General features: G+C 31.3%; 23 protein-coding genes. 6 read left to right on the top strand and 17 right to left on the bottom strand.

Translation table 11 applies throughout. The annotated features are described in order from the left end of the window. Positions 1 to 3: 3 nt before the first annotated feature. Both ACYU7A_RS12490 and ACYU7A_RS12485 read left to right on the top strand, forming a co-directional pair. Positions 4 to 978, top strand: a complete 975-nt coding sequence (locus ACYU7A_RS12490; protein ID WP_344816278.1) for a deoxyhypusine synthase family protein — start codon at positions 4 to 6, stop codon at positions 976 to 978. A 9-nt stretch (positions 979 to 987) separates the two neighbouring features. Next, positions 988 to 1,410: a DNA primase gene (locus ACYU7A_RS12485; RefSeq protein WP_298309149.1), complete on the top strand. Its 423-nt coding sequence runs from the start codon at positions 988 to 990 to the stop codon at positions 1,408 to 1,410. Positions 1,411 to 1,506: 96 nt separating this feature from the next. On the opposite strand, the gene ACYU7A_RS12480 is transcribed toward ACYU7A_RS12485, so the two are convergent. The 7 genes from ACYU7A_RS12480 to ACYU7A_RS12450 form a co-directional block, all read right to left on the bottom strand. Further along, the gene (locus ACYU7A_RS12480; protein ID WP_460577025.1) at positions 1,507 to 2,025 is read right to left on the bottom strand and encodes a DinB family protein; all 519 of its coding nucleotides are present in this window, start codon (positions 2,023 to 2,025) and stop codon (positions 1,507 to 1,509) included. A 184-nt stretch (positions 2,026 to 2,209) separates the two neighbouring features. Continuing rightward, entirely contained in the window at positions 2,210 to 2,881 is a 672-nt protein-coding gene (locus ACYU7A_RS12475; RefSeq protein WP_460577023.1) for a hypothetical protein, read from the bottom strand. Between the two features lie 111 nt (positions 2,882 to 2,992). Then, positions 2,993 to 5,569 (bottom strand): phosphoenolpyruvate carboxylase, encoded by a 2,577-nt coding sequence (locus ACYU7A_RS12470; RefSeq protein WP_460577021.1) that lies wholly within the window; start codon positions 5,567 to 5,569, stop codon positions 2,993 to 2,995. Between the two features lie 2 nt (positions 5,570 to 5,571). Continuing rightward, positions 5,572 to 6,294, bottom strand: a complete 723-nt coding sequence (locus ACYU7A_RS12465; RefSeq protein WP_460577019.1) for a phosphodiester glycosidase family protein — start codon at positions 6,292 to 6,294, stop codon at positions 5,572 to 5,574. An 82-nt stretch (positions 6,295 to 6,376) separates the two neighbouring features. After that, positions 6,377 to 6,856 (bottom strand): Lrp/AsnC family transcriptional regulator, encoded by a 480-nt coding sequence (locus ACYU7A_RS12460; RefSeq protein WP_035127172.1) that lies wholly within the window; start codon positions 6,854 to 6,856, stop codon positions 6,377 to 6,379. 78 nt (positions 6,857 to 6,934) lie between these two features. Then, positions 6,935 to 8,074, bottom strand: a complete 1,140-nt coding sequence (locus ACYU7A_RS12455; RefSeq protein ID WP_460577017.1) for a M14 family metallopeptidase — start codon at positions 8,072 to 8,074, stop codon at positions 6,935 to 6,937. A gap of 6 nt (positions 8,075 to 8,080) precedes the next feature. After that, complete coding sequence (locus ACYU7A_RS12450; protein ID WP_460577015.1) at positions 8,081 to 8,635, bottom strand: 1-acyl-sn-glycerol-3-phosphate acyltransferase; 555 nt, start codon at positions 8,633 to 8,635, stop codon at positions 8,081 to 8,083. A 60-nt stretch (positions 8,636 to 8,695) separates the two neighbouring features. Between ACYU7A_RS12450 and ACYU7A_RS12445 the strand changes: the two genes are divergently transcribed. Together ACYU7A_RS12445 and ACYU7A_RS12440 are read left to right on the top strand one after the other, a co-directional pair. Beyond that, complete coding sequence (locus tag ACYU7A_RS12445; protein WP_460577013.1) at positions 8,696 to 9,361, top strand: spermidine synthase; 666 nt, start codon at positions 8,696 to 8,698, stop codon at positions 9,359 to 9,361. After that, on the top strand, positions 9,358 to 10,068 hold the full coding sequence (locus ACYU7A_RS12440) for a potassium channel family protein (RefSeq protein ID WP_460577011.1): 711 nt from the start codon (positions 9,358 to 9,360) through the stop codon (positions 10,066 to 10,068). Before ACYU7A_RS12445 ends, ACYU7A_RS12440 begins: the two co-directional genes overlap by 4 nt. Before the next feature lie 33 nt (positions 10,069 to 10,101). Here the strand turns inward: ACYU7A_RS12440 and kdsB are convergent, their stop codons facing one another. From kdsB to ACYU7A_RS12390, 10 genes are all read right to left on the bottom strand, one after another. Beyond that, positions 10,102 to 10,827 (bottom strand): 3-deoxy-manno-octulosonate cytidylyltransferase, encoded by a 726-nt coding sequence (gene kdsB, locus ACYU7A_RS12435; protein ID WP_460577009.1) that lies wholly within the window; start codon positions 10,825 to 10,827, stop codon positions 10,102 to 10,104. 33 nt (positions 10,828 to 10,860) lie between these two features. Further along, positions 10,861 to 11,418 carry a DUF4126 domain-containing protein gene (locus tag ACYU7A_RS12430; protein ID WP_460577007.1) on the bottom strand — a complete coding sequence of 186 codons (558 nt, stop codon included), beginning with the start codon at positions 11,416 to 11,418 and terminating at the stop codon, positions 10,861 to 10,863. A 79-nt stretch (positions 11,419 to 11,497) separates the two neighbouring features. Further along, positions 11,498 to 11,956, bottom strand: a complete 459-nt coding sequence (locus ACYU7A_RS12425; protein WP_460577005.1) for a protease complex subunit PrcB family protein — start codon at positions 11,954 to 11,956, stop codon at positions 11,498 to 11,500. 59 nt (positions 11,957 to 12,015) lie between these two features. Then, a complete protein-coding gene (locus ACYU7A_RS12420) occupies positions 12,016 to 12,456 on the bottom strand; it encodes a VOC family protein (protein WP_460577003.1) in 441 nt (146 codons plus the stop codon). 16 nt (positions 12,457 to 12,472) lie between these two features. Next, on the bottom strand, positions 12,473 to 12,937 hold the full coding sequence (locus ACYU7A_RS12415) for a DUF1569 domain-containing protein (protein ID WP_460577001.1): 465 nt from the start codon (positions 12,935 to 12,937) through the stop codon (positions 12,473 to 12,475). Between the two features lie 98 nt (positions 12,938 to 13,035). Then, positions 13,036 to 13,596: a DUF4256 domain-containing protein gene (locus ACYU7A_RS12410; protein WP_460576999.1), complete on the bottom strand. Its 561-nt coding sequence runs from the start codon at positions 13,594 to 13,596 to the stop codon at positions 13,036 to 13,038. A 35-nt stretch (positions 13,597 to 13,631) separates the two neighbouring features. Continuing rightward, positions 13,632 to 14,057 carry a VOC family protein gene (locus ACYU7A_RS12405; protein ID WP_460576997.1) on the bottom strand — a complete coding sequence of 142 codons (426 nt, stop codon included), beginning with the start codon at positions 14,055 to 14,057 and terminating at the stop codon, positions 13,632 to 13,634. A 110-nt stretch (positions 14,058 to 14,167) separates the two neighbouring features. Continuing rightward, positions 14,168 to 14,695 carry a GNAT family N-acetyltransferase gene (locus ACYU7A_RS12400; protein WP_460576995.1) on the bottom strand — a complete coding sequence of 176 codons (528 nt, stop codon included), beginning with the start codon at positions 14,693 to 14,695 and terminating at the stop codon, positions 14,168 to 14,170. Between the two features lie 100 nt (positions 14,696 to 14,795). Next, a complete protein-coding gene (locus ACYU7A_RS12395) occupies positions 14,796 to 15,302 on the bottom strand; it encodes a hypothetical protein (protein WP_460576993.1) in 507 nt (168 codons plus the stop codon). Positions 15,303 to 15,356: 54 nt separating this feature from the next. Next, the gene (locus ACYU7A_RS12390) at positions 15,357 to 16,781 is read right to left on the bottom strand and encodes an ATP-dependent DNA helicase (RefSeq protein WP_460576991.1); all 1,425 of its coding nucleotides are present in this window, start codon (positions 16,779 to 16,781) and stop codon (positions 15,357 to 15,359) included. 249 nt (positions 16,782 to 17,030) lie between these two features. Between ACYU7A_RS12390 and ACYU7A_RS12385 the strand changes: the two genes are divergently transcribed. After that, complete coding sequence (locus ACYU7A_RS12385; RefSeq protein WP_460576989.1) at positions 17,031 to 17,831, top strand: DUF3822 family protein; 801 nt, start codon at positions 17,031 to 17,033, stop codon at positions 17,829 to 17,831. Then, positions 17,828 to 18,400: a 16S rRNA (guanine(966)-N(2))-methyltransferase RsmD gene (gene rsmD, locus ACYU7A_RS12380; RefSeq protein ID WP_396192728.1), complete on the top strand. Its 573-nt coding sequence runs from the start codon at positions 17,828 to 17,830 to the stop codon at positions 18,398 to 18,400. The genes ACYU7A_RS12385 and rsmD overlap by 4 nt, the downstream gene beginning before the upstream one ends. Positions 18,401 to 18,402 lie beyond the last annotated feature (2 nt).

Below are 18,402 nucleotides of genomic sequence, written 5' to 3'. Positions count from 1 at the left end.
AAAATGAGCAAAGGACCAATAAGTCAGTTTATTGAGAAGAATTATCTTCACTTCAATGCAGCTGCTTTAGTAGATGCTGCCAAAGGATATGAGCAACATTTACTAGAAAATGGAAAAATGATGATAACTTTAGCTGGTGCCATGAGTACTGCTGAGTTAGGAAAATCGCTAGCAGAAATGATTCGTCAAGATAAAGTACACATTATTTCATGTACTGGAGCTAATCTTGAAGAAGACATTATGAATTTAGTTGCTCACAATTCATACAAAAGAGTTCCAAATTACAGAGATTTATCTCCGCAAGAAGAATGGGATTTGTTAGAAAATCACTACAATAGAGTTACCGATACTTGTATTCCTGAAGAAGAAGCTTTCAGAAGATTACAATCACACTTATATGACATTTGGAATAATGCCGATTCAAAAGGCGAGCGTTATTTTCCGCATGAATTTATGTATCAAATGATTAATTCTGGTGTTTTAGAACAATACTACGAAATTGATCCGAAAGATTCTTGGATGGTTGCTGCTGCAGAAAAAAACCTTCCAATTGTAGTTCCAGGTTGGGAAGACAGTACAATGGGTAATATTTTTGCTTCTTATTGTATTAAAGGTGAATTCAAACCTACTACAATGAAAAGCGGAATTGAATACATGATGTGGTTAGCCGATTGGTATCCTAAAAATTCAAGTGGTAAAGGTGTAGGTTTCTTCCAGATTGGTGGTGGAATTGCAGGAGATTTTCCTATTTGCGTAGTTCCAATGTTGTACCAAGATATGGAAATGCATGATATTCCGTTCTGGAGTTATTTCTGCCAGATTTCAGATTCAACCACTAGTTATGGTTCGTATTCAGGTGCGGTTCCAAATGAAAAAATCACTTGGGGTAAATTAGATATTCATACTCCAAAGTTCATCATTGAGTCGGATGCAACCATTGTTGCTCCATTAATTTTTGCATATTTATTAGACCAATAAAATACATTTATGAGAAGAGTTATTGTTGATTATGCTAAGCTAACTGGCGATATTTTAAACTTATTAGTAGAGAAATTTCCTGAAGGATATGACGATAGTGATATCATCCGTTTCAGAAATGCTCAAAACGAACTTGTTGAAGCTGTTGAAGTAAGAACTGAAGACACTATTTATTTAGTGAAAGTAAGTACAAAACTTGCAAGCAGAATGGAAAAATTTGATGAAGAAGACGATTTGGATTCAGTAATTGAACCTATTTCTCCAGTAAAAGGTCTAGACTTGGACGACGATGATATTCCAAGCGATGATGACGATGAAGAAGAAGATTTACTAAAAGACAAAGGTGGTTCTGACGATGGTGACGACGACGACGATGATGACAATGACGATGAGCCTTCAGACAACTTTGACGACGATGACGACGAAGAATAAGTATTAAATTCTAATATTTTAAATCCCAAATTCCAATATTTAGTAAGGAATTTGGGATTTTTTTTGGAATTTGGAATTTATATTTTGGAATTTTTTCTAAAGATATCTTTCTTCAAAAACTCTTTGATGATGATTCTGATGACCAATAATTATGAAACCGAGTGCTCTAACCGACATTGGATTATTATTTGCATAACCAACTCTCAGAAGTTGCTCTTCATTAAACGATTTGAATAACAATAATGTTGCATGACGAACTGCCGAAAACTCTGTTAGCAATTCCATGATGCTTCTTTTGTTTCCGTTGGCTTCGAAAGCATAGTCATTTTCTTCATATCCTGGCAATTCGGTTTTGTCATTTCTTGCAAAACGTAAAGCTCTGTAAGCAAAAACTCTTTCGGCATCAATCGTGTGCTGAATAATATCCTTAATAGTCCATTTTCCTTCAGCATAACTGTAATCAAATTTATCCATGGGAATATCTTGCACAAATTTGATATAACGATGCAAAGAAATTTCTAATTCCTCAACAAGTGTATATTCATCAGAAACTTGTGCGACGTAGTTTGCGTAAAATGGTGCGTATTCGTTGGAGTTTAGTTGGGTTGGTTTCATTGGTTGTAATAAGTTATTGAATTCATCAATTATGATTAAGATTCCACTAATGTTTTAAGCGATTGGCAAAGGAGCGGATTTCGGAAGCGATTATTTTCTGTTAAAGATAAAATTTCTTGCTAAATGTAAACGTGAATTTACAACAAAATTCGCAATTGTGAGAAACGGCTGTTAGTTGCTGCCGCTATGGTAATTTAATCAAAGTTTCTTTTTTATCTTTACAATTTCCTTTGGTATATCTAAAGAGTATATTATAATTAACTGTTTCATAAATGGTATCTATTGTCAAGTTTGGCATTACTGCTTCATTACAAATATCTAAACTGATTTCTCTCTTCTTTAAGGTTTTTAGATTTTGTATAATTATTTTCTTTGTGTCAATTGAATCTGCAAAAGCTATATAGTTTTTTATGCTGTCAGAATATAGATAAAATAGAAAATCACGAGTTTTCTTTTTGCCACTTATATTTAATAGTTTTCCATTCCAACACATTGTACCACAACCTTGTCGAACAAATATATAATCCGAATTGTCCCATTCAACTCTTGAATGTGAAGCACCATAACAATTATCAGCAATTTGATATTGATACACTTTTCCTGATTTAGTTTTGATATTCAAATAGTATAAATCTTTTGATTGACTTCCTCGCAATTCGATTTCATTTTCTGAATCGGATATATATTTTTTAATGAGTAAAGTATCAGCTTCCCAATACTTTTCGGGATCTTCGGTAACAACTTTATTTTCTGTTACAGTTGGATTTTTCTTAAGAATTTTTTCTGTTTCAGCCTTCTGTTTACAGCTGATTATCAATATGAATATTGCTGAATAAAGTAAAATCTGTTGTTTCATGTTGTTTGAAGTAGGGTTTTCTAGTGGTAGCAACTAACTTTTAAATATACACATGTTTGTTTCGGATTTTTCCTCAAATATAAAAAATAATATAATTGAAATCTCAACACATTAAGCCGAATTCCTACTAGCATTAGTATTTCCAAAAAGTGAACGCATAACCAATTTTTCATAAACTTCTAGTAATTTAGCATCACTTCTACCCTTTTTGATTTCGTTAATTTTCATCAAAGCGTATTGTTGAATCGTTAACAATGGTAACACAATATCTTCACGCATTTTGATAGAAGCTTTTCCGTCTGGATAGTTTTCCATTAGCTCTTTGTGTCCAGCAATTTTTAGTAATAATCGTTTGGTTTCTTGAAATTCATCGAAGATTATTTGCCAAAAATCACCAAACTCATCATCGTTTTTCATGTATTGCGTTAGCGGAAAAAAGGATTTTGCCAATGACATCATACTGTTTTCTAATAACGTTCTGAAAAATAAAGACGTATCAAATAGCGATTGTACTTTTTCCCATTGATTGGTCGTTTCAAAATGTTTTAGAGCCGAACCAACTCCAAAAAATCCAGGTACATTTTGTTTCATTTGACTCCACGAACCTACAAACGGAATTGCTCGCAAATCTGCAAAATCAAGGCTTTCACTTGCATTTCTTTTTGATGGACGACTTCCAATATTGGTTTTGGAATAATAATTCAACGTACTCATTTGCTCCAAATAAGGAATAAACTTTGGATGATTTTTGAAACTCAAATATTTTTGATAGCCAATTGCAGAAAGTTCGTCAATGATTTCCTTATCAGAATCAGATAAATTGATGCTTTCATTTTTGTAAATCTGATTTGCAACTCCAGCACTTAAAAGATTTTCTAAATTATAACGACACGATTCTGTTGTTCCAAAATTAGAACTAATAGTCTGACCTTGAACCGTCAACTGAATTTCTTGATTTTCAATTTCTGAACCTAACGAAGCATAAAATTTATGCGTTTTTCCACCACCACGCGCTGGCGGACCACCACGACCATCGAAGAAAATTACTTTAATTCCGTATTTTCTTGAGATTGTGGTTATGGTTTGTTTGGCTTTATAAATTCCCCAATTTGCCATCAAATAACCGCCATCTTTGGTTCCGTCCGAGAAACCTAACATTACGGTTTGCTTGTTGTTTCTATTTTTTAAATGTGCAGCGTACTCTTTATTAGTATACAATTGCTCCATGATTTTGTCGGCATCTTTCAAATCTTCAATCGATTCAAATAGTGGAACAATATCTACCGATGGATTTTCCCAATTGCATAATTTGAATAATGCATAAGTTTCCATAACATTCAAAGCACTTTCATTGTTGGAAATAATATAGCGGTTTGCTCCTAATTCACCATTATTTTCTTGAATTGTTTTGATAGCAAAAATAGAATCTAAAGTTTGCTTTGTCATTTCATCGTTAAACAAGTCGGAAGAAATGTTTCCGGAGATTGTTGCTAGTAATTCCATTCGTTTTTCATTTGAATACGAAAAGTAATTTTTGAAATCTTCATTTCCAGTTCCAAAGGAATCAAAAATGGTTTTTATCACTTTATTATGAATTTTACTATTCTGACGAATGTCTAAAGAAGCAAAGTGAAATCCAAATAAATTGACTTTATTTATCAAATCATTGATGTCATCTAAATACAACGATTGATGTTTTTCTATACAAAGTAACTTGATTTCATTCAGTTTATCTTTTAGTTCCGATAAAGTTATGTAAATAGTTCCTGTTGAATAAAATACTGAACGATATAATTTATTTTCAATATCTGCAATTATGGTGTCAATTCCAGAAAATGTTAGTTTTCTTTTTAGTTTTCTAACATCCAAATAATATGATTTTAGAATTGAAGTTCTTAATCTGTCAGCAACTTTTAAAGTGATTTCAGTTGTCACAAATGGATTTCCATCCCTATCGCCACCAGGCCAAAATCCTAAATTTATAATCGAATTTGAAATAAGTTTATCTTTAAAAATATTCTTCTGAATGTATTGTAACATTTCACCTGATGTTTGATAAAATACATTTTCTAAATACCAAATCAAACTCACGGCTTCGTCAAAAGGTGTTGGCTTTTCTTTTTTGATAAAAGGTGTTTTTCCTAATTGAGCTAGCAGTTCTTTAATTTTATTCAAATCATTTTCACGAATGGCATCAGTTAAATCGGTAATTATTCCCAAAACAGAACCTGGATAAAATTGGGTTGGATGTGCTGTTAAAACTGTACGAATATTGAAATCTTCTAAAAATGCAATCAATTCTTGTTTTAATTCTTTAGTATCAGCACGTTCTTTTACATCACGAAGCGAACCTTTTCCTTCCATATTATTTACAACTGGAAAAGCTGCATCTTCAATAGCATCAAAAAGTACAATTTGACGTTCAACATATTGAATAAAACGAAACATCAAACCAATTTTTTCTTCTTCAGAAACATTGTCTAAATATTTCTGCGAAAATGAATTTACAATTTCAATTGGCGAAAGATTATTCTTGAATCCATTATCACAAACCTCTGTAAAAAGTGGTAATAAAACCCCAGTATTATCAATAGCATCAAAGGGTAAAGTAATAAATACACTATTGTAAATATGGTATTTAGATAATACATTTTGATTGAAACGTTCTATTTTTGGTAGTGTGTACATAGTTATTTCATGTTTTTAGTAACTGCAATTATGACTCCAAAATTGCCATCAATTTGCTCCCATTTTTCTTTTGGACAATATGTTCTGGAGACAAAACCATCTAAATATAAAGCGTTTTTGCATCCTTTGCTTTTGAAAAACTCTGCAAATTCATAGAAATTAATTTGCTTTTTAGACATGACAAAAAGGATTTCATTATTTGGTAATATTCCAACTCCGTTTCTAATATTCAAATTAGTAGAATTTTTATTGAAAGCATTGTGGATTTTGCCATCAATAACTAACATTGGACCTGATTGGGTTGCAAATTTTACATTTTTATTACTTTCATAATCTTCAGTTTTGCAAATAAAAGATTTGTTTGAATTTGTCAAATAAAATATTCCATTTGGTTTTAAATAAAAATTTCCTTCAGCTCTTGAAGTGTCTATTGAGGTTTTTTCAATTCCGTTTTCAACAAACAATCCTTGTGGTGATTGATCTTTCTTATACATTCCACCATTAGTTGCAAAAAGCATTTCTTTATTATTTTTTGATAACCATTTTTTTAGTTTACCAATACTACTAAAAATATCTGATTTATCATTTTTCCAATAAAAAGAAACATTTGATTTACTTGGATTAACAGAAAAGGAGATAAAATTACTTTCATAATTTGTAGAAAATTGAAAAAATAAAAATGCTCCAATAATAAAAAGCAATACAATCAAAAATCTATTTCTCATTTAAATTAATTTGAATTTAAATATACAAAAAAACCTCAAGCAAAAAACTTGAGGTTTGTATAAATTGATTTTCATTAGAAAATTAAATGTCTTTGAAAATGGTGTGCATCAAACGTTTTTTGTCGTTGATACTTTCCTCAAGTGAAATCATTGTTTCTGTTCTGTAAACACCTTCGATATCGTCAATCATGAAGATTACATCTTTAGCGTGTTTAGTATCTTTTGCTCTAATTTTACAGAAAATGTTGAATTTACCTGTAGTTACATGAGCAACGGTTACGAAAGGAATTTCGTTAATTCTTTCTAAAACAAATTTAGTTTGTGAAGTGTTATTCAAGAAAACACCAACGTAAGCGATGAACGAATATCCTAATTTTTCATAATCCAAAGTCAATGAAGAACCCATAATGATTCCTGCATCTTCCATTTTCTTAACTCTTACGTGAACTGTTCCTGCAGAAATTAATAATTTTTTTGCGATATCAGTAAATGGAACTCTTGTGTTATCAATTAACATATCAAGGATTTGGTGATCTACTTCATCTAAACGAAACTTACTCATAATTACTAATTTATATTATTGTTTTGATTTACGAATACAAATTAATGCATTTTATTTAGTAAAAAACAAAAAAAGATGTTATTTTTTTAAACCATTAACAAATTTTATGCTATTTCCTAAATAAAAATTAGCTTTTTGATTTAATTTCGGAATATCCTCTTCATCATCTGAATACAACATTTTGTGTGCGTTGTACAAAACATGACCAAATTTTCCTTTCAACTCTCCAATTTCAGCTACGTAAGCGTTTAATTGGATTGTTCCATCAATAAGCTCTTCTTTGTATTGAGCAGCAAAATTCGTAATTATTTCTTTACCATCATAATTTATTTTGATGTTTTTATAAAGAAAATCATAAAAAACGATATTATTTTGAGAAATTGACAAATATTTTGCGATTTCATTATCAACTACATCGTTTTCGTAAATATGCTTCAATCCAGAAATTAAAGCAATGAAAATCATTTTACGAGTATATTCTCTATAATAATCATCTTGATAATGTCCTGCTTCAAATAAAATAGTAGGAACATTTAATGAGGTAAACATATCTCCAATGCAATTGATATTAAATCCGTCATCAAAACGTCCAACTTGATTTGGAATGTGATTTTGAAGTTCTTCATTCATTGCGACAATAACATTCATAGCTTTTGCTCGAACTTCGTTTATTTCTCGACTTTCGTTAAAAGCTGGAGCCAAAAACGAAACTGTTGCTACATTTCCATCGTTTCCTGCGCCAAAAATAGTTCGTTGATCGTGAAGATTATAACAAAAATCGGGTTTAAAATCCTCAAATGTTTTACGAAGTAATTGACTTTCAGGTTGAGACAAATCAACAGAATCTCTATTCAAATCAACTTTATTTGCATTTTCACGAGTATACAATTCGGCACCATCAGGATTAACCATTGGAAGAAAACAAAAAGTAAATTCTTGAAGTAACTTCAATCCTATTGCCTCTTGCGAATGAATTACGTTAAAAAAATCAAATAAAGCTTTGGTTGTGGTACCTTCGTTTCCATGCATTTGCGACCACATGAAAATTCTGATTTTTCCTGTTCCAATTTCGTATTTGTATATTGGTTTTCCTAAAACTGATTTACCAATGACTTCTGTTTGAAATTTAGACAAAAGCGGTTCGATATCTTTTAAAGTAATGTATCTTCCGAAAAGTGAATTGGCTTTGTACTCTTTATGTAATTCTAAATAATTCATACTAATTTAATTAACTTTAAATCCGTTTTCCGGAATCTTGCCTTTTACTCCTTTAAAAAACGGAAGTAGTTCTTTTAAATCTTCATCATAATTACCAGTTGGAAAGAAAGATTTACCTATGGAAACCTCTTTTTTGCCAAAATCAAAAGCTACTGGAAGTATTGGTACATTGGCTTTTAAAGCAATATAATAAAACCCAGTTTTTAATTCTGACACCAACTTTCTTGTACCTTCTGGCGCGATTGCTAATCGTAATTCGTCATAATCATCAAAAGTTTTTGCAATGGCATCTACCTTATTAAGACCACCTGTTCGGTCTAATGGTTTTCCACCCATCCATTTAAAATACCAACCAAAAGGGAATTTGAATAATTCTTTTTTACCTACAAAATGCATTGGCACTTCGGTAATTCCTCTTGTAAATAATCCTAAATAGAAATCGTGCCAACTTGTGTGAGGCAAAACCATAAAAACACATTTATTTACATTCAGATTGTCAGCTCCAGTTATTTTCCATCCCATTAATCGGAAGAAAATAAATTCATAAAGTCGTTTCTTCATCTCAAATATTTTGCGTAAATTTAACATTAATCTATTATTTTTGAGAAAATATTTTTATTTATGTTATCAAAATTCTTAAGCTACTTTATTCCTATAAATGTCATCAAGAAAAATTCCTCCATAAGCAAAACTTTGGAAGTTACTTGGAACAATGGCGAGTTGGTTTTAGATTCAAAAAATACCAATTATTCTTATGGAAGTTTGCAAAGAATATTAAAAAAAGGATTGAAATATATTGGTTTTGAAAGAATAAGAAAATTTGAAAACATACTAATTCTTGGAGTTGCAGGTGGAAGTGTCATTAAAACATTAGTTGACGAAGTAAAATTCAAAGGTAAAATAACTGGAGTTGAAATTGATAAAGACGTTGTTGAAATTGCGAATAAATATTTCAAATTAAACGAAATTAAAAACCTAGAATTGATTGTTGATGATGCCTTTGAATTTGTTTTGAAAACTAAAGATAAATATGATTTAATCATCATTGATATTTTTCAAGATACTACAATGCCTAACTTTCTATTTGAAGATTTTTTTATAAATAGAATTAACTTTTTACTCAATGTTGATGGTTTTATTCTTTTTAATACGATGGTTATCAATGAAAAGAATCGAATTAGAAATTTGGATTATAAAAAGAAATTCGATGCTAATTACTCCATAAGAATGTATCCAAAAGTAGAAACTCATAATGAATTATTTACTATTAAAAAGCTAACAGAATGAGAGCGTTCTTCTATAAATTATTTGTTGGAAAAGTATCTAGTGATTACAAACCTAAATACAATCCAATACAAAAACGCATTCTGAATATAAAATCTATTTGGAACAACGATCATCAAGACGATAATGGAATTGAAAAAATTGTTAGATTATTACTTTCTATTTCACAATTACTTTTTCCTGGAATTTATATAAAATATACTGCTTGTAAAGTTGGTCACGAATACCAAGATTTAGTAATGGATATTTATATTTTATTGAAAGTTTTATTTCCAATTATCATTTTATCCAATAACTTACAATCAAATACTTTATTAATTTATTTGATGCTTTATGTTCTGGCAGAAACGTTATTGTATATTCCGACTTTGATATTTGCTTCCGATTTATTTACTCGTCCGCGTTCTTACAAACGTTCCATGTTGTTACTTTTCTTTAATTATATAGAAATTGTAGTCGCGTTTGGAGTTCTTTATACTTTAGGAGACAATATGAACAAACCTTTTGCACATTGGTTTGATTCTATTTACTTTAGCTTGGTCACTTCTAATTCTATTGGCTTTGGAGATTATTATCCAATCACTACTTATGGCAAAGTTTTAGTTAGTATGCAAGCCATTTTCTTCTTGTCATTTGTGATTTTGTTTTTGAATTTCTTCTCTACAAAAGTGAAAGGAAAAGGATATTTTGATAATGATGAAATAGCGTAGAAAGTAAGAAGTTTGATATATGAAGTACGAAGTTTATAACATCTTTCTAGCTTTCTCTAAATCTTCTGGAGTGTCAATTCCTATACCAACGTGAGTTGTTTCTACCATTTTGATTCGTTTTCCGAATTCTAAATAGCGTAATTGTTCTAGTTTTTCTGACGCTTCAAGTGATTTCATTGGAAGTGAATAGAAATCTAAAAGTGCTTGTTTGCGGAAGGCATAAATTCCGATGTGTTGAAAATAACGAACTCCAACATTTACTTCTCTTGGATATGGAATTACAGAACGTGAAAAGTACAAAGCAAAGCCATTTTGATCAACAACAACTTTCACATTATTTGGATTATTGATGTCTGCTTCATTGGTGATTTCTCTCATTAACGAAGCTAAATCTACTTTTTTATCAGCGTCCTTTTTAAAAACTTCGATTACTTTTTCTAGAGGTTCTTTGTTGATGAAAGGTTCGTCGCCTTGAACATTTACAACAATATCTACATCAAGATTTGCAACAGCTTCGGCAATTCTATCGCTTCCGCTTTCGTGTTCTTTTATAGACATGATGGCTTTTCCACCATTGGAAACTATTTCATCAAAAATCAAATTGGAATCGGTAACTACAAAAACATCGTCAAAAAGATTAGTTTCTTTTGCAGCTTCATACGTGCGAAGAATTACGGTTTTTCCACCTAAATCTTGCATCAATTTGGCAGGAAAACGTGTTGAAGCATAACGAGCTGGAATTACGGCGATGACTTTCATATTAATTTGCCGCTAAGACGCAAAGGCGCAAAGCTATTTTTTAATTTTTTTAAATATCCAATAAATCACTCCAAAGATAATAACAACAAAGATAACTGCAACTATTGGAAGGAAAATTGCGAGTGAACTTAATGTGATTGCGGTTCCAGTTTCGGCGGTGGAAACTACTGGATTTCCTAAACCTGCTGTTTTTACAGATGATGCTAATCTCGTTGTGGTAGTTAAGCCTTGAAATGCTGTGGCGGAACCACTTCCTGCGATTATGGCCAAAATCGTAGTCATTGTTGGAGAAATATCTACCATGGTGGAAGACATTATTACAAATCCAGCGATGGCTGCCAATGGCGTTGCAATAGTATCCAATAAATTATCAATAAACGGAATGTAATAGCCAAATATCTCAAATACCATAGCTACACCAAAACTTATCAATGCTGGTAAACCGCCAATCCAAGCCCAACTTTCATTTAGCGGAATTACATTAAAATAGGATGCCAAACTCAATGCAAAAACAGGCAAGAAAACTCTAAATCCTGATGCTGAAGCTAAACCGATTCCGAGGCAAATTGATAAAATGGTTTCTAGATTCATTAGTTTTAATTTATAAACAAATGTAATAAAAAAACCTCGCTTGAATCATTTAGCGAGGTTTTGAGTGACTTTTTATTTCTTAAAGAAAAACAACTGGTTTAGTTGATCTCGGTATTTTAACAATATGAAACGGTTGCGTCATTACCATAGTAGCAATAGGACCTGGAGAAGTTACATTTATTGATGCTTCAATTGTATTTACATTTTCAGTAATATTATTAATTTCAATCGAATAACCACCTGTTCCTCTAATTTGATCGAATGCAACTAATAGCTGATAATTATTAAAATCAATATTTAATTCTGTAAAACTAGATGATGTATTATTTACTGAATCCATTTGATTTATTAAAGCTGTCCAAGCGGCTTGGTTGCTGACAACAATATTTTGTTGTACAATATTTTCGCTTCCATTACCATAGAGAGTTCCTGACGCTATTATTGTTGGTGTAATTGCTTGTGGCGGAGTGTTAGCGTCATTTTCAGAACTGCAACTTGCTAAAATTAAAAACAAGAATAAAAAAAATATTTTTTTCATACTATATATTTTAGTAATATTATAAAGATACAAAAAACAGAAAAAGGTTGCGTAATCAATTATTTTTGTGGTGCTTCATCAAAATTCATCATCCAATTGATTCCGAATTTATCAACAAACATTCCAAAGTATGCACCCCAAAATGTACTTTGCAAAGGCATTTTTATTACTCCATCTGCTGACAATCCGTTGAATAATCTGTCTGCTTCTTCTCTACTCGATGCATTTATTGAAATCGAAATATTATCTCCTACAGTTGTTGTTTGACCAAAAGCTTCTGACGTATCACTTCCAAACAAAATGGTTTCTGCGCTAATTGGCAAGGAAACGTGCATTATTAGATTTCCTGCTTCTTCAGAAATTGGCTCGCAATTTTCTGCTGGTGGCATTTCGTTGAATCTTCCCATATAGGTAAATTCTCCACCAAAAACTGATTTGTAAAAATTGAACGCTGCTTCGCAAGTTCCGTTAAAAGTTAAGTATGCATTTACTGTTGCCATTTTTATGATTTAATTGTTATACTCCAAATTGTCTTAAATGATGGTCCAAATGTTTATAAAACATTGTATTCCATTCGTTTGCAGTCATTTTTCCGAATGAAAAATTATCTCTTCCATCAAAATATTTATTTCCTAATTGTTGAGATTTATTGATATTCTCAATTAGTTTTGCTTTTTCTTTTTCAAAATCTTTGTCTCCTTTTATAATAAAATCTGGAGCTGTTTGTCCGTTTTGCTTATAGGGTTTATCACTAACAACGTAGTTTTTGATAAGTAATTTTATCAGGAATTTCTTAAAAGCACTTGGTTTTTTGAATTTTTCAGGAGTAAAAGTGTAGTCATAAGTAACGTTACAATGCGCCAACATTTTATCGACACTCATTTTTCCCCAAACTGCTTTTTGATTGTTAGAAAGTTGATTAATTCTATTGATGATTTCGTCTGAAACTTCTTTTTCGAAGATGTTTTTAATTGTGGACATAATTTTTTTCTAAAATATTGTTCAAATTAATCTGAACTATTATAAATACGTTTTTATATTGAGTATGTCAAATATAATACTTTTATGTAAATTTCAAATTACACTCTCAACATTCCTCTAAAACCTCTCGCAGCATAATAGGATTGTGCACCATTATGATAAACAAAAACCGTTTCATAACGAAAATCAGCAAAAAGTGCTCCGCCTAATTTTCTAATTTCTGAAGGTGTTTTTATCCAACTTGAGGTTTTTAAATCAAATTTTCCTAATTGTTGTAAGTGACGATATTCCTTTTCTGACAGTAATTCAATTCGCATTGAGTTTGCCATATCAATAACGTTGTTCTCTGGTTTGAATTCCTTTCTTGCATTTAAAGCTTCTTTGTCATAACATAAACTTCTTCTGCCTTTTGGTGTTTCTGTTGCACAATCGTAGAAAATATATTCGTCCATTTCCTTGTCATAACCTACAACGTCTGGTTCGCCTTCGGTTCGTTCCATTTCGTTTAGTGACCAAAGTTTATTTGGATTGGCTTCTAACTTTTCTTGAATTTTCGTCCATTCCAGGCCAAGATGACGGTTTGGATATTTCTCAAAACGCTTTTTTAGAATAGCTAAAAATTCGGTTTGTTGATTTGCTGAAAGTTGCTTTTTTGACATTAGAAAGAATCAAAAGTTAAACTAATTAATTTTTGTTATGAATTAGCATCAAAATCGATCATCCATTCAATACCATATTTATCTCTGAACATTCCAAAATAAGAACCCCAAGGACTATATTGAATTGGCATTTCAACTGTTCCGCCTTCAGAAAGTCCGTTGAATAATTTATCGGCTTCTTCTCTACTTTGGGCTGAAACTGCAATTTTAGATCGGTTTTCGTTTTCGTTGACGGTTCCTAAAAAGCTTGGAACATCGTTTGCCATAAGTGTATTGTTGCCAATGGGTAAAGCAATGTGCATTATTTTATTAGCGTCTTTTTCATCGACTGGAAAATCTGGACCTTCTAAATCTTTGAGTCGCGTAATTTTAGAAAACTCTCCGCCAAAAACTGATTTATAAAAATTGAATGCTTCTTCTGCGTTTCCGTTATAGTTTAAATGTGGATTGATTAGTGCCATGGTTATGTTTGTTTAATGTTTATGCTAAAATATAAAAAATCCACAAAGTTTGAAGATTTTTGCGGAGCTTGTTTTTGTTCTTAGAATGATTTGCTTTCCTATTATCAATGTTATTGTTCCAAAGTAAAAATAGTTAAGTTAGGATTTTCATTATCAGTTTCTAATGATTTTACAAAATTGAATTTTAGCAGAAGATTGGTAGACTTCAGATTCTCATTATGAGTAAAGGCAATTATTCTTTTAAAGTTTAAAGTTTTAAATACATAGTCAATTACAACTTTAATAGCTTCTTTCATTATTCCTTGTCCTTGGTATTTTGGCATAAGTTCATATCCGATTTCGCAACTATTTTTTTCGTTTGAAAAGTCAAAAAGACAAATGGTTCCAACAACTTTTTTCGTGCTTGTCAAGGTAATTACCCAATAAATTGAGTTGTTGCTTTTACTATTTTCATTAATCTTATTAATAAAATTTATTGCATCATCAATTGTCTTACTTGGCACTCTACCTAGATATTTGTTTATTTCCAAATCTGAACGCAAATCAAAAATACTTTGCTTGTCATCAATTGATAATTGCCGAAGAGTTAACCTTTCAGTTGTCAAAATTGGAAAAGGAGAGAAATTTGTGTTTGGCATTTTATTGTGATTACTTTTTATAAGTAGTGTTAGATATAAATTTATTTAAAAAAAAATGCTTTTTTATTTGTTTTAAACACAGTTCTTTGTTAACGGCAACTTATTCAGTTTTATCCCCATTATTCCCTAACAAATTTTCGCTTTCTATTTTTAACCATCTAAAGAAATTTATGATTGCCACAAATGATAATATTACCCCAAAAGTTAAAAAAATCGCAGTAAGCATATGAACCGCTTTTATAAAAAAATCATTTTCACTCATAGCTGAATTTGTAAACTCAAAATATACAAATCCAGACATTGCTAAACCTACTAATGCCGCTGTTAAAAAAGTAACTCCGGAAATATAAATCTTTTTTTGATGTGTTTTGTTGGGAAATCTATCAATAAAAACATTAGATCTCCCTAAAGAAAATAAACAATTTGCTGCAATGGCATTTCCAGCAAAGAAAGCATAACAATAATTTACTAAGTTTTTACCTTTAAAATCAGTATAAAAAACGTAAATTAGAACGATAGTAAAAAAAAGTAATGCAAAAAGAAATATATTAAAAATATATTTTGAATATTTAAATAATAAGAATCTTAGCTCTTTTAATAATTTCATAAAAACATGGTATAAGTTTTGCAAAACTCACAAATATAATAAAAATCCTAGAAACTACTCCTCAAAACAATCCTCTTTAAACCCAATCAAATACAATTTATCTTTGGCACGAGTTATGGCAGTATATAACCAACGAATATAATCTCTATCAATACCATCGGGTAAATACGGTTGTTCTATGAAAACAGTATTCCATTGCCCGCCTTGGCTTTTGTGGCACGTTATGGCGTAAGAGAATTTTACTTGCAATCCGTTGAAGTATTCATTTTCTTTTACTTTTTGAAATTTGGCGTATTTGGTGGTTAGGTGTTCGTAATCTTTCATTACTTCTTCATACAATTGGTTGGATTGCTCGTAAGTTAATGATGGTGATTCACTTTTAATGGTATCTAAAATCAATACGGTTTCAAACGGAATTTGGTTGGGATAATCGACCATTCGTATTTTGACTTTGGCAAATTTGAATCCGTATAATTCTTTGAAACTATAAATTTCTAACACTTCGATGATGTCTCCATTGGCAATGAACCCAGCTTCGTCTTTTTCTTTCAACCAAAAATAATTGTTCTTCACAACCATCAAGAAATCGCCTGTAGATAAATCGCTTTCTTTGTCGAGAATTTTGGTTCTAATTTGTTCGTTGTATTGGTTTGCTCTTTTGTTGGAACGCACAATAAACGCAGTATCTTCAATAGAATAATTGCTGTAGGCTTGGTTGATGGCATCTTGAATATCGTAACCATCAGTAAGGCGAACGATATCTTTGAAACCTCGCAACTTGAACTTGAATTCAGTGATAAAACTGTTTTTTAGCAATTCACGTAATTCTGTGGCGTTGTAGAGAATTCCGGAGTTTAGTTCTTGACGCATTACTTCGTCGAGTTCGATCCAATCTACTTTTTTGTCGTAATTTAATTCTAAAGTATCGGTGTTTAATGCTGGCGAAATGTCTAAATTCACTGGCGGAAGCTGTGCTGTGTCGCCAAGTAAAATCATTTTGCAATTTTCTCCACTATAGATGTAAGAAATTAAATCGTCTAGCAAACTTCCGTTTTCGTACATTTTGCTTTCCGCGGCAACATCCGAAATCATGGACGCTTCATCGACTATGAAAATGGTGTTTTTGTGTTTGTTTTGTTGCATCGTAAAAGCCACTCCGCCACCACTCGACTTCTTTGGAAAATATATTTTCTTATGAATCGTAAATGCTGGTTTGTTGGAATAATTGGCAATGACTTTCGCAGCACGACCTGTTGGCGCCAACAAAACGTATTTTTTATTGACTTCGATTAAGTTGTTTACGATGGTTGAAATAACTGTGGTTTTTCCTGTTCCGGCATATCCTTTTAGTACAAAAATGCTGTCGTTGTTGACATTGGTGATAAAAACGGCAATTTTCTGAAAGAAAGCATCTTGCTTAATCGTGGGATTAAACGGAAAGTTTTGGGACAGAATGGAATAGAAGTTTTTCAATGGCAAAAATCAATTTCAACTTCAAAAATCAATAGCAATTTCAAAAATCAAATATTAAATGTAAAGATAAATGTTTCCATTTAAAATATATCAAAAAAACAAAATCAATTCTTAAACTTAGATAACCTACTTGTGTTTGATTTTTGAAGTTGACATTTGAAATTGATTTTTGAAGTTGATTTTTGAAGTTGACTTTTGATATTGAAATTGAGCTTTTTCTTCGTAAGTTTGCGGTGTTAAAAATGGAATTTCAAAATGAGTATAACGGACAAAACTTATAAAAAACTAGCGATTCAAGTTTCTTTGAATGGGTTGTCGTTTTGTGTATTTGATACTTTGAGTGGCAAACCTGTGGTGTTGCATAACATTCATTTTGATAGCTTTCAGCGTAGTGCGAAGATTGAAGATTTGTTTGCTTCGGTTTTTAGAGAACATCCTGAATTGAGTCATAAGTATGATGAAATTGAGATTCTTCACAGTAATAATTTATCGACTTTTGTGCCGACAGCTTTGTTTGACGAAGAGTTTTTAGGAAGTTATTTGCAATACAACACTAAGGTTTTTGAAACCGATTTTTTCACTTTTGACGCATTGGATAAATATGAAATGAATAATGTTTACATACCGTATGTGAATATGAATAACTTTTTTATTGACCAATATGGTTCGTTTGAATACAAACATGCGAATAGTGTTTTGGTTTCAAAATTGTTGGATTTATCTAAGAATAATGAGGAACGCAAGATGTTTGTTCACGTAAGTGAAAGTCATTTTGAGATTATTGTGGTTCAAAATCAGAAGTTGCATTTGTTTAATTCGTTTGAATACAAAACGCCTGAAGATTTTATTTACTACATTCTTTTTACTGCCGAACAATTGCAGTTGAATCCTGAGCATTTCAAATTGGAATTGCTTGGAGCGATTGTTGAAACGGATGCTTTTTATCAAATTGCCTACAAATACATTAGAAATATTTCATTATTTGATGTTTCTGATTTTACCAATAACTTCACGGAAAAAGAAAACCGCGAACACTTTATACTACTTCACTCGTGAGAATCATTTCTGGAAAATACAAAGGAAGACGCATTACAGCTCCAAAAAACTTACCAGTTCGTCCAACGACTGACATGAGTAAAGAAGCGTTGTTTAATGTGCTGAACAATCATTTCAATTTTTCGGGATTGAAGGTTTTGGATTTATTTGCTGGAACTGGGAACATTAGTTACGAATTTGGTTCGCGTGGTTGTGACAATATTACTTGTATCGATGGCGATATGGGTTGCGTGAATTTCATTAAGAAAACGGCTAAAGAATTTGACTTGAATATCACTGCTATTAAAAGTGATGTTTTCAAATTTTTAGAAAAACACAAAGGAAGTTATGATATTATTTTTGCCGATCCGCCTTATGGAATTGAGCAAAAGGAATTTGAAAAACTAATCGAAATGGTCTTCGAAAACGAACTGTTGGACGAAGAAGGAATGATGATTATGGAACATTCCAAACATACCAAACTCGACCATATGATGCATTTTTCTTTTCAGAAGAATTATGGTGGTTCGGTGTTTTCGTTTTATGAGTTTGAAGTTGATGATGAGGAAGATGAAAGTGAGGAAGAGTAATT

The sequence above is a fragment of the Flavobacterium koreense genome (genome assembly GCF_054776075.1).
Note: the sequence above shows the minus strand (reverse complement) of the source record. Positions and strands in the feature narration are given on the sequence as shown.

Excerpts from the sequence above, each read along its gene's own strand:
- ACYU7A_RS12490 (WP_344816278.1), top strand. The coding sequence starts at position 4 with ATGAGCAAAGGACCAATAAGTCAGTTTATTGAGAAGAATTATCTTCAC.
- ACYU7A_RS12445 (WP_460577013.1), top strand. The coding sequence starts at position 8,696 with ATGTTATCAAAATTCTTAAGCTACTTTATTCCTATAAATGTCATCAAG.
- ACYU7A_RS12455 (WP_460577017.1), bottom strand. The coding sequence starts at position 8,074 with ATGAATTATTTAGAATTACATAAAGAGTACAAAGCCAATTCACTTTTC.
- ACYU7A_RS12420 (WP_460577003.1), bottom strand. The coding sequence starts at position 12,456 with ATGGCAACAGTAAATGCATACTTAACTTTTAACGGAACTTGCGAAGCA.
- ACYU7A_RS12385 (WP_460576989.1), top strand. The coding sequence starts at position 17,031 with ATGAGTATAACGGACAAAACTTATAAAAAACTAGCGATTCAAGTTTCT.
- ACYU7A_RS12480 (WP_460577025.1), bottom strand. The coding sequence starts at position 2,025 with ATGAAACCAACCCAACTAAACTCCAACGAATACGCACCATTTTACGCA.
- ACYU7A_RS12430 (WP_460577007.1), bottom strand. The coding sequence starts at position 11,418 with ATGAATCTAGAAACCATTTTATCAATTTGCCTCGGAATCGGTTTAGCT.
- ACYU7A_RS12460 (WP_035127172.1), bottom strand. The coding sequence starts at position 6,856 with ATGAGTAAGTTTCGTTTAGATGAAGTAGATCACCAAATCCTTGATATG.
- ACYU7A_RS12415 (WP_460577001.1), bottom strand. The coding sequence starts at position 12,937 with ATGTCCACAATTAAAAACATCTTCGAAAAAGAAGTTTCAGACGAAATC.
- ACYU7A_RS12405 (WP_460576997.1), bottom strand. The coding sequence starts at position 14,057 with ATGGCACTAATCAATCCACATTTAAACTATAACGGAAACGCAGAAGAA.
- ACYU7A_RS12400 (WP_460576995.1), bottom strand. The coding sequence starts at position 14,695 with ATGCCAAACACAAATTTCTCTCCTTTTCCAATTTTGACAACTGAAAGG.
- ACYU7A_RS12440 (WP_460577011.1), top strand. The coding sequence starts at position 9,358 with ATGAGAGCGTTCTTCTATAAATTATTTGTTGGAAAAGTATCTAGTGAT.
- ACYU7A_RS12485 (WP_298309149.1), top strand. The coding sequence starts at position 988 with ATGAGAAGAGTTATTGTTGATTATGCTAAGCTAACTGGCGATATTTTA.
- kdsB (WP_460577009.1), bottom strand. The coding sequence starts at position 10,827 with ATGAAAGTCATCGCCGTAATTCCAGCTCGTTATGCTTCAACACGTTTT.
- ACYU7A_RS12470 (WP_460577021.1), bottom strand. The coding sequence starts at position 5,569 with ATGTACACACTACCAAAAATAGAACGTTTCAATCAAAATGTATTATCT.
- ACYU7A_RS12410 (WP_460576999.1), bottom strand. The coding sequence starts at position 13,596 with ATGTCAAAAAAGCAACTTTCAGCAAATCAACAAACCGAATTTTTAGCT.
- ACYU7A_RS12450 (WP_460577015.1), bottom strand. The coding sequence starts at position 8,635 with ATGAAGAAACGACTTTATGAATTTATTTTCTTCCGATTAATGGGATGG.
- ACYU7A_RS12475 (WP_460577023.1), bottom strand. The coding sequence starts at position 2,881 with ATGAAACAACAGATTTTACTTTATTCAGCAATATTCATATTGATAATC.
- ACYU7A_RS12425 (WP_460577005.1), bottom strand. The coding sequence starts at position 11,956 with ATGAAAAAAATATTTTTTTTATTCTTGTTTTTAATTTTAGCAAGTTGC.
- ACYU7A_RS12395 (WP_460576993.1), bottom strand. The coding sequence starts at position 15,302 with ATGAAATTATTAAAAGAGCTAAGATTCTTATTATTTAAATATTCAAAA.
- ACYU7A_RS12465 (WP_460577019.1), bottom strand. The coding sequence starts at position 6,294 with ATGAGAAATAGATTTTTGATTGTATTGCTTTTTATTATTGGAGCATTT.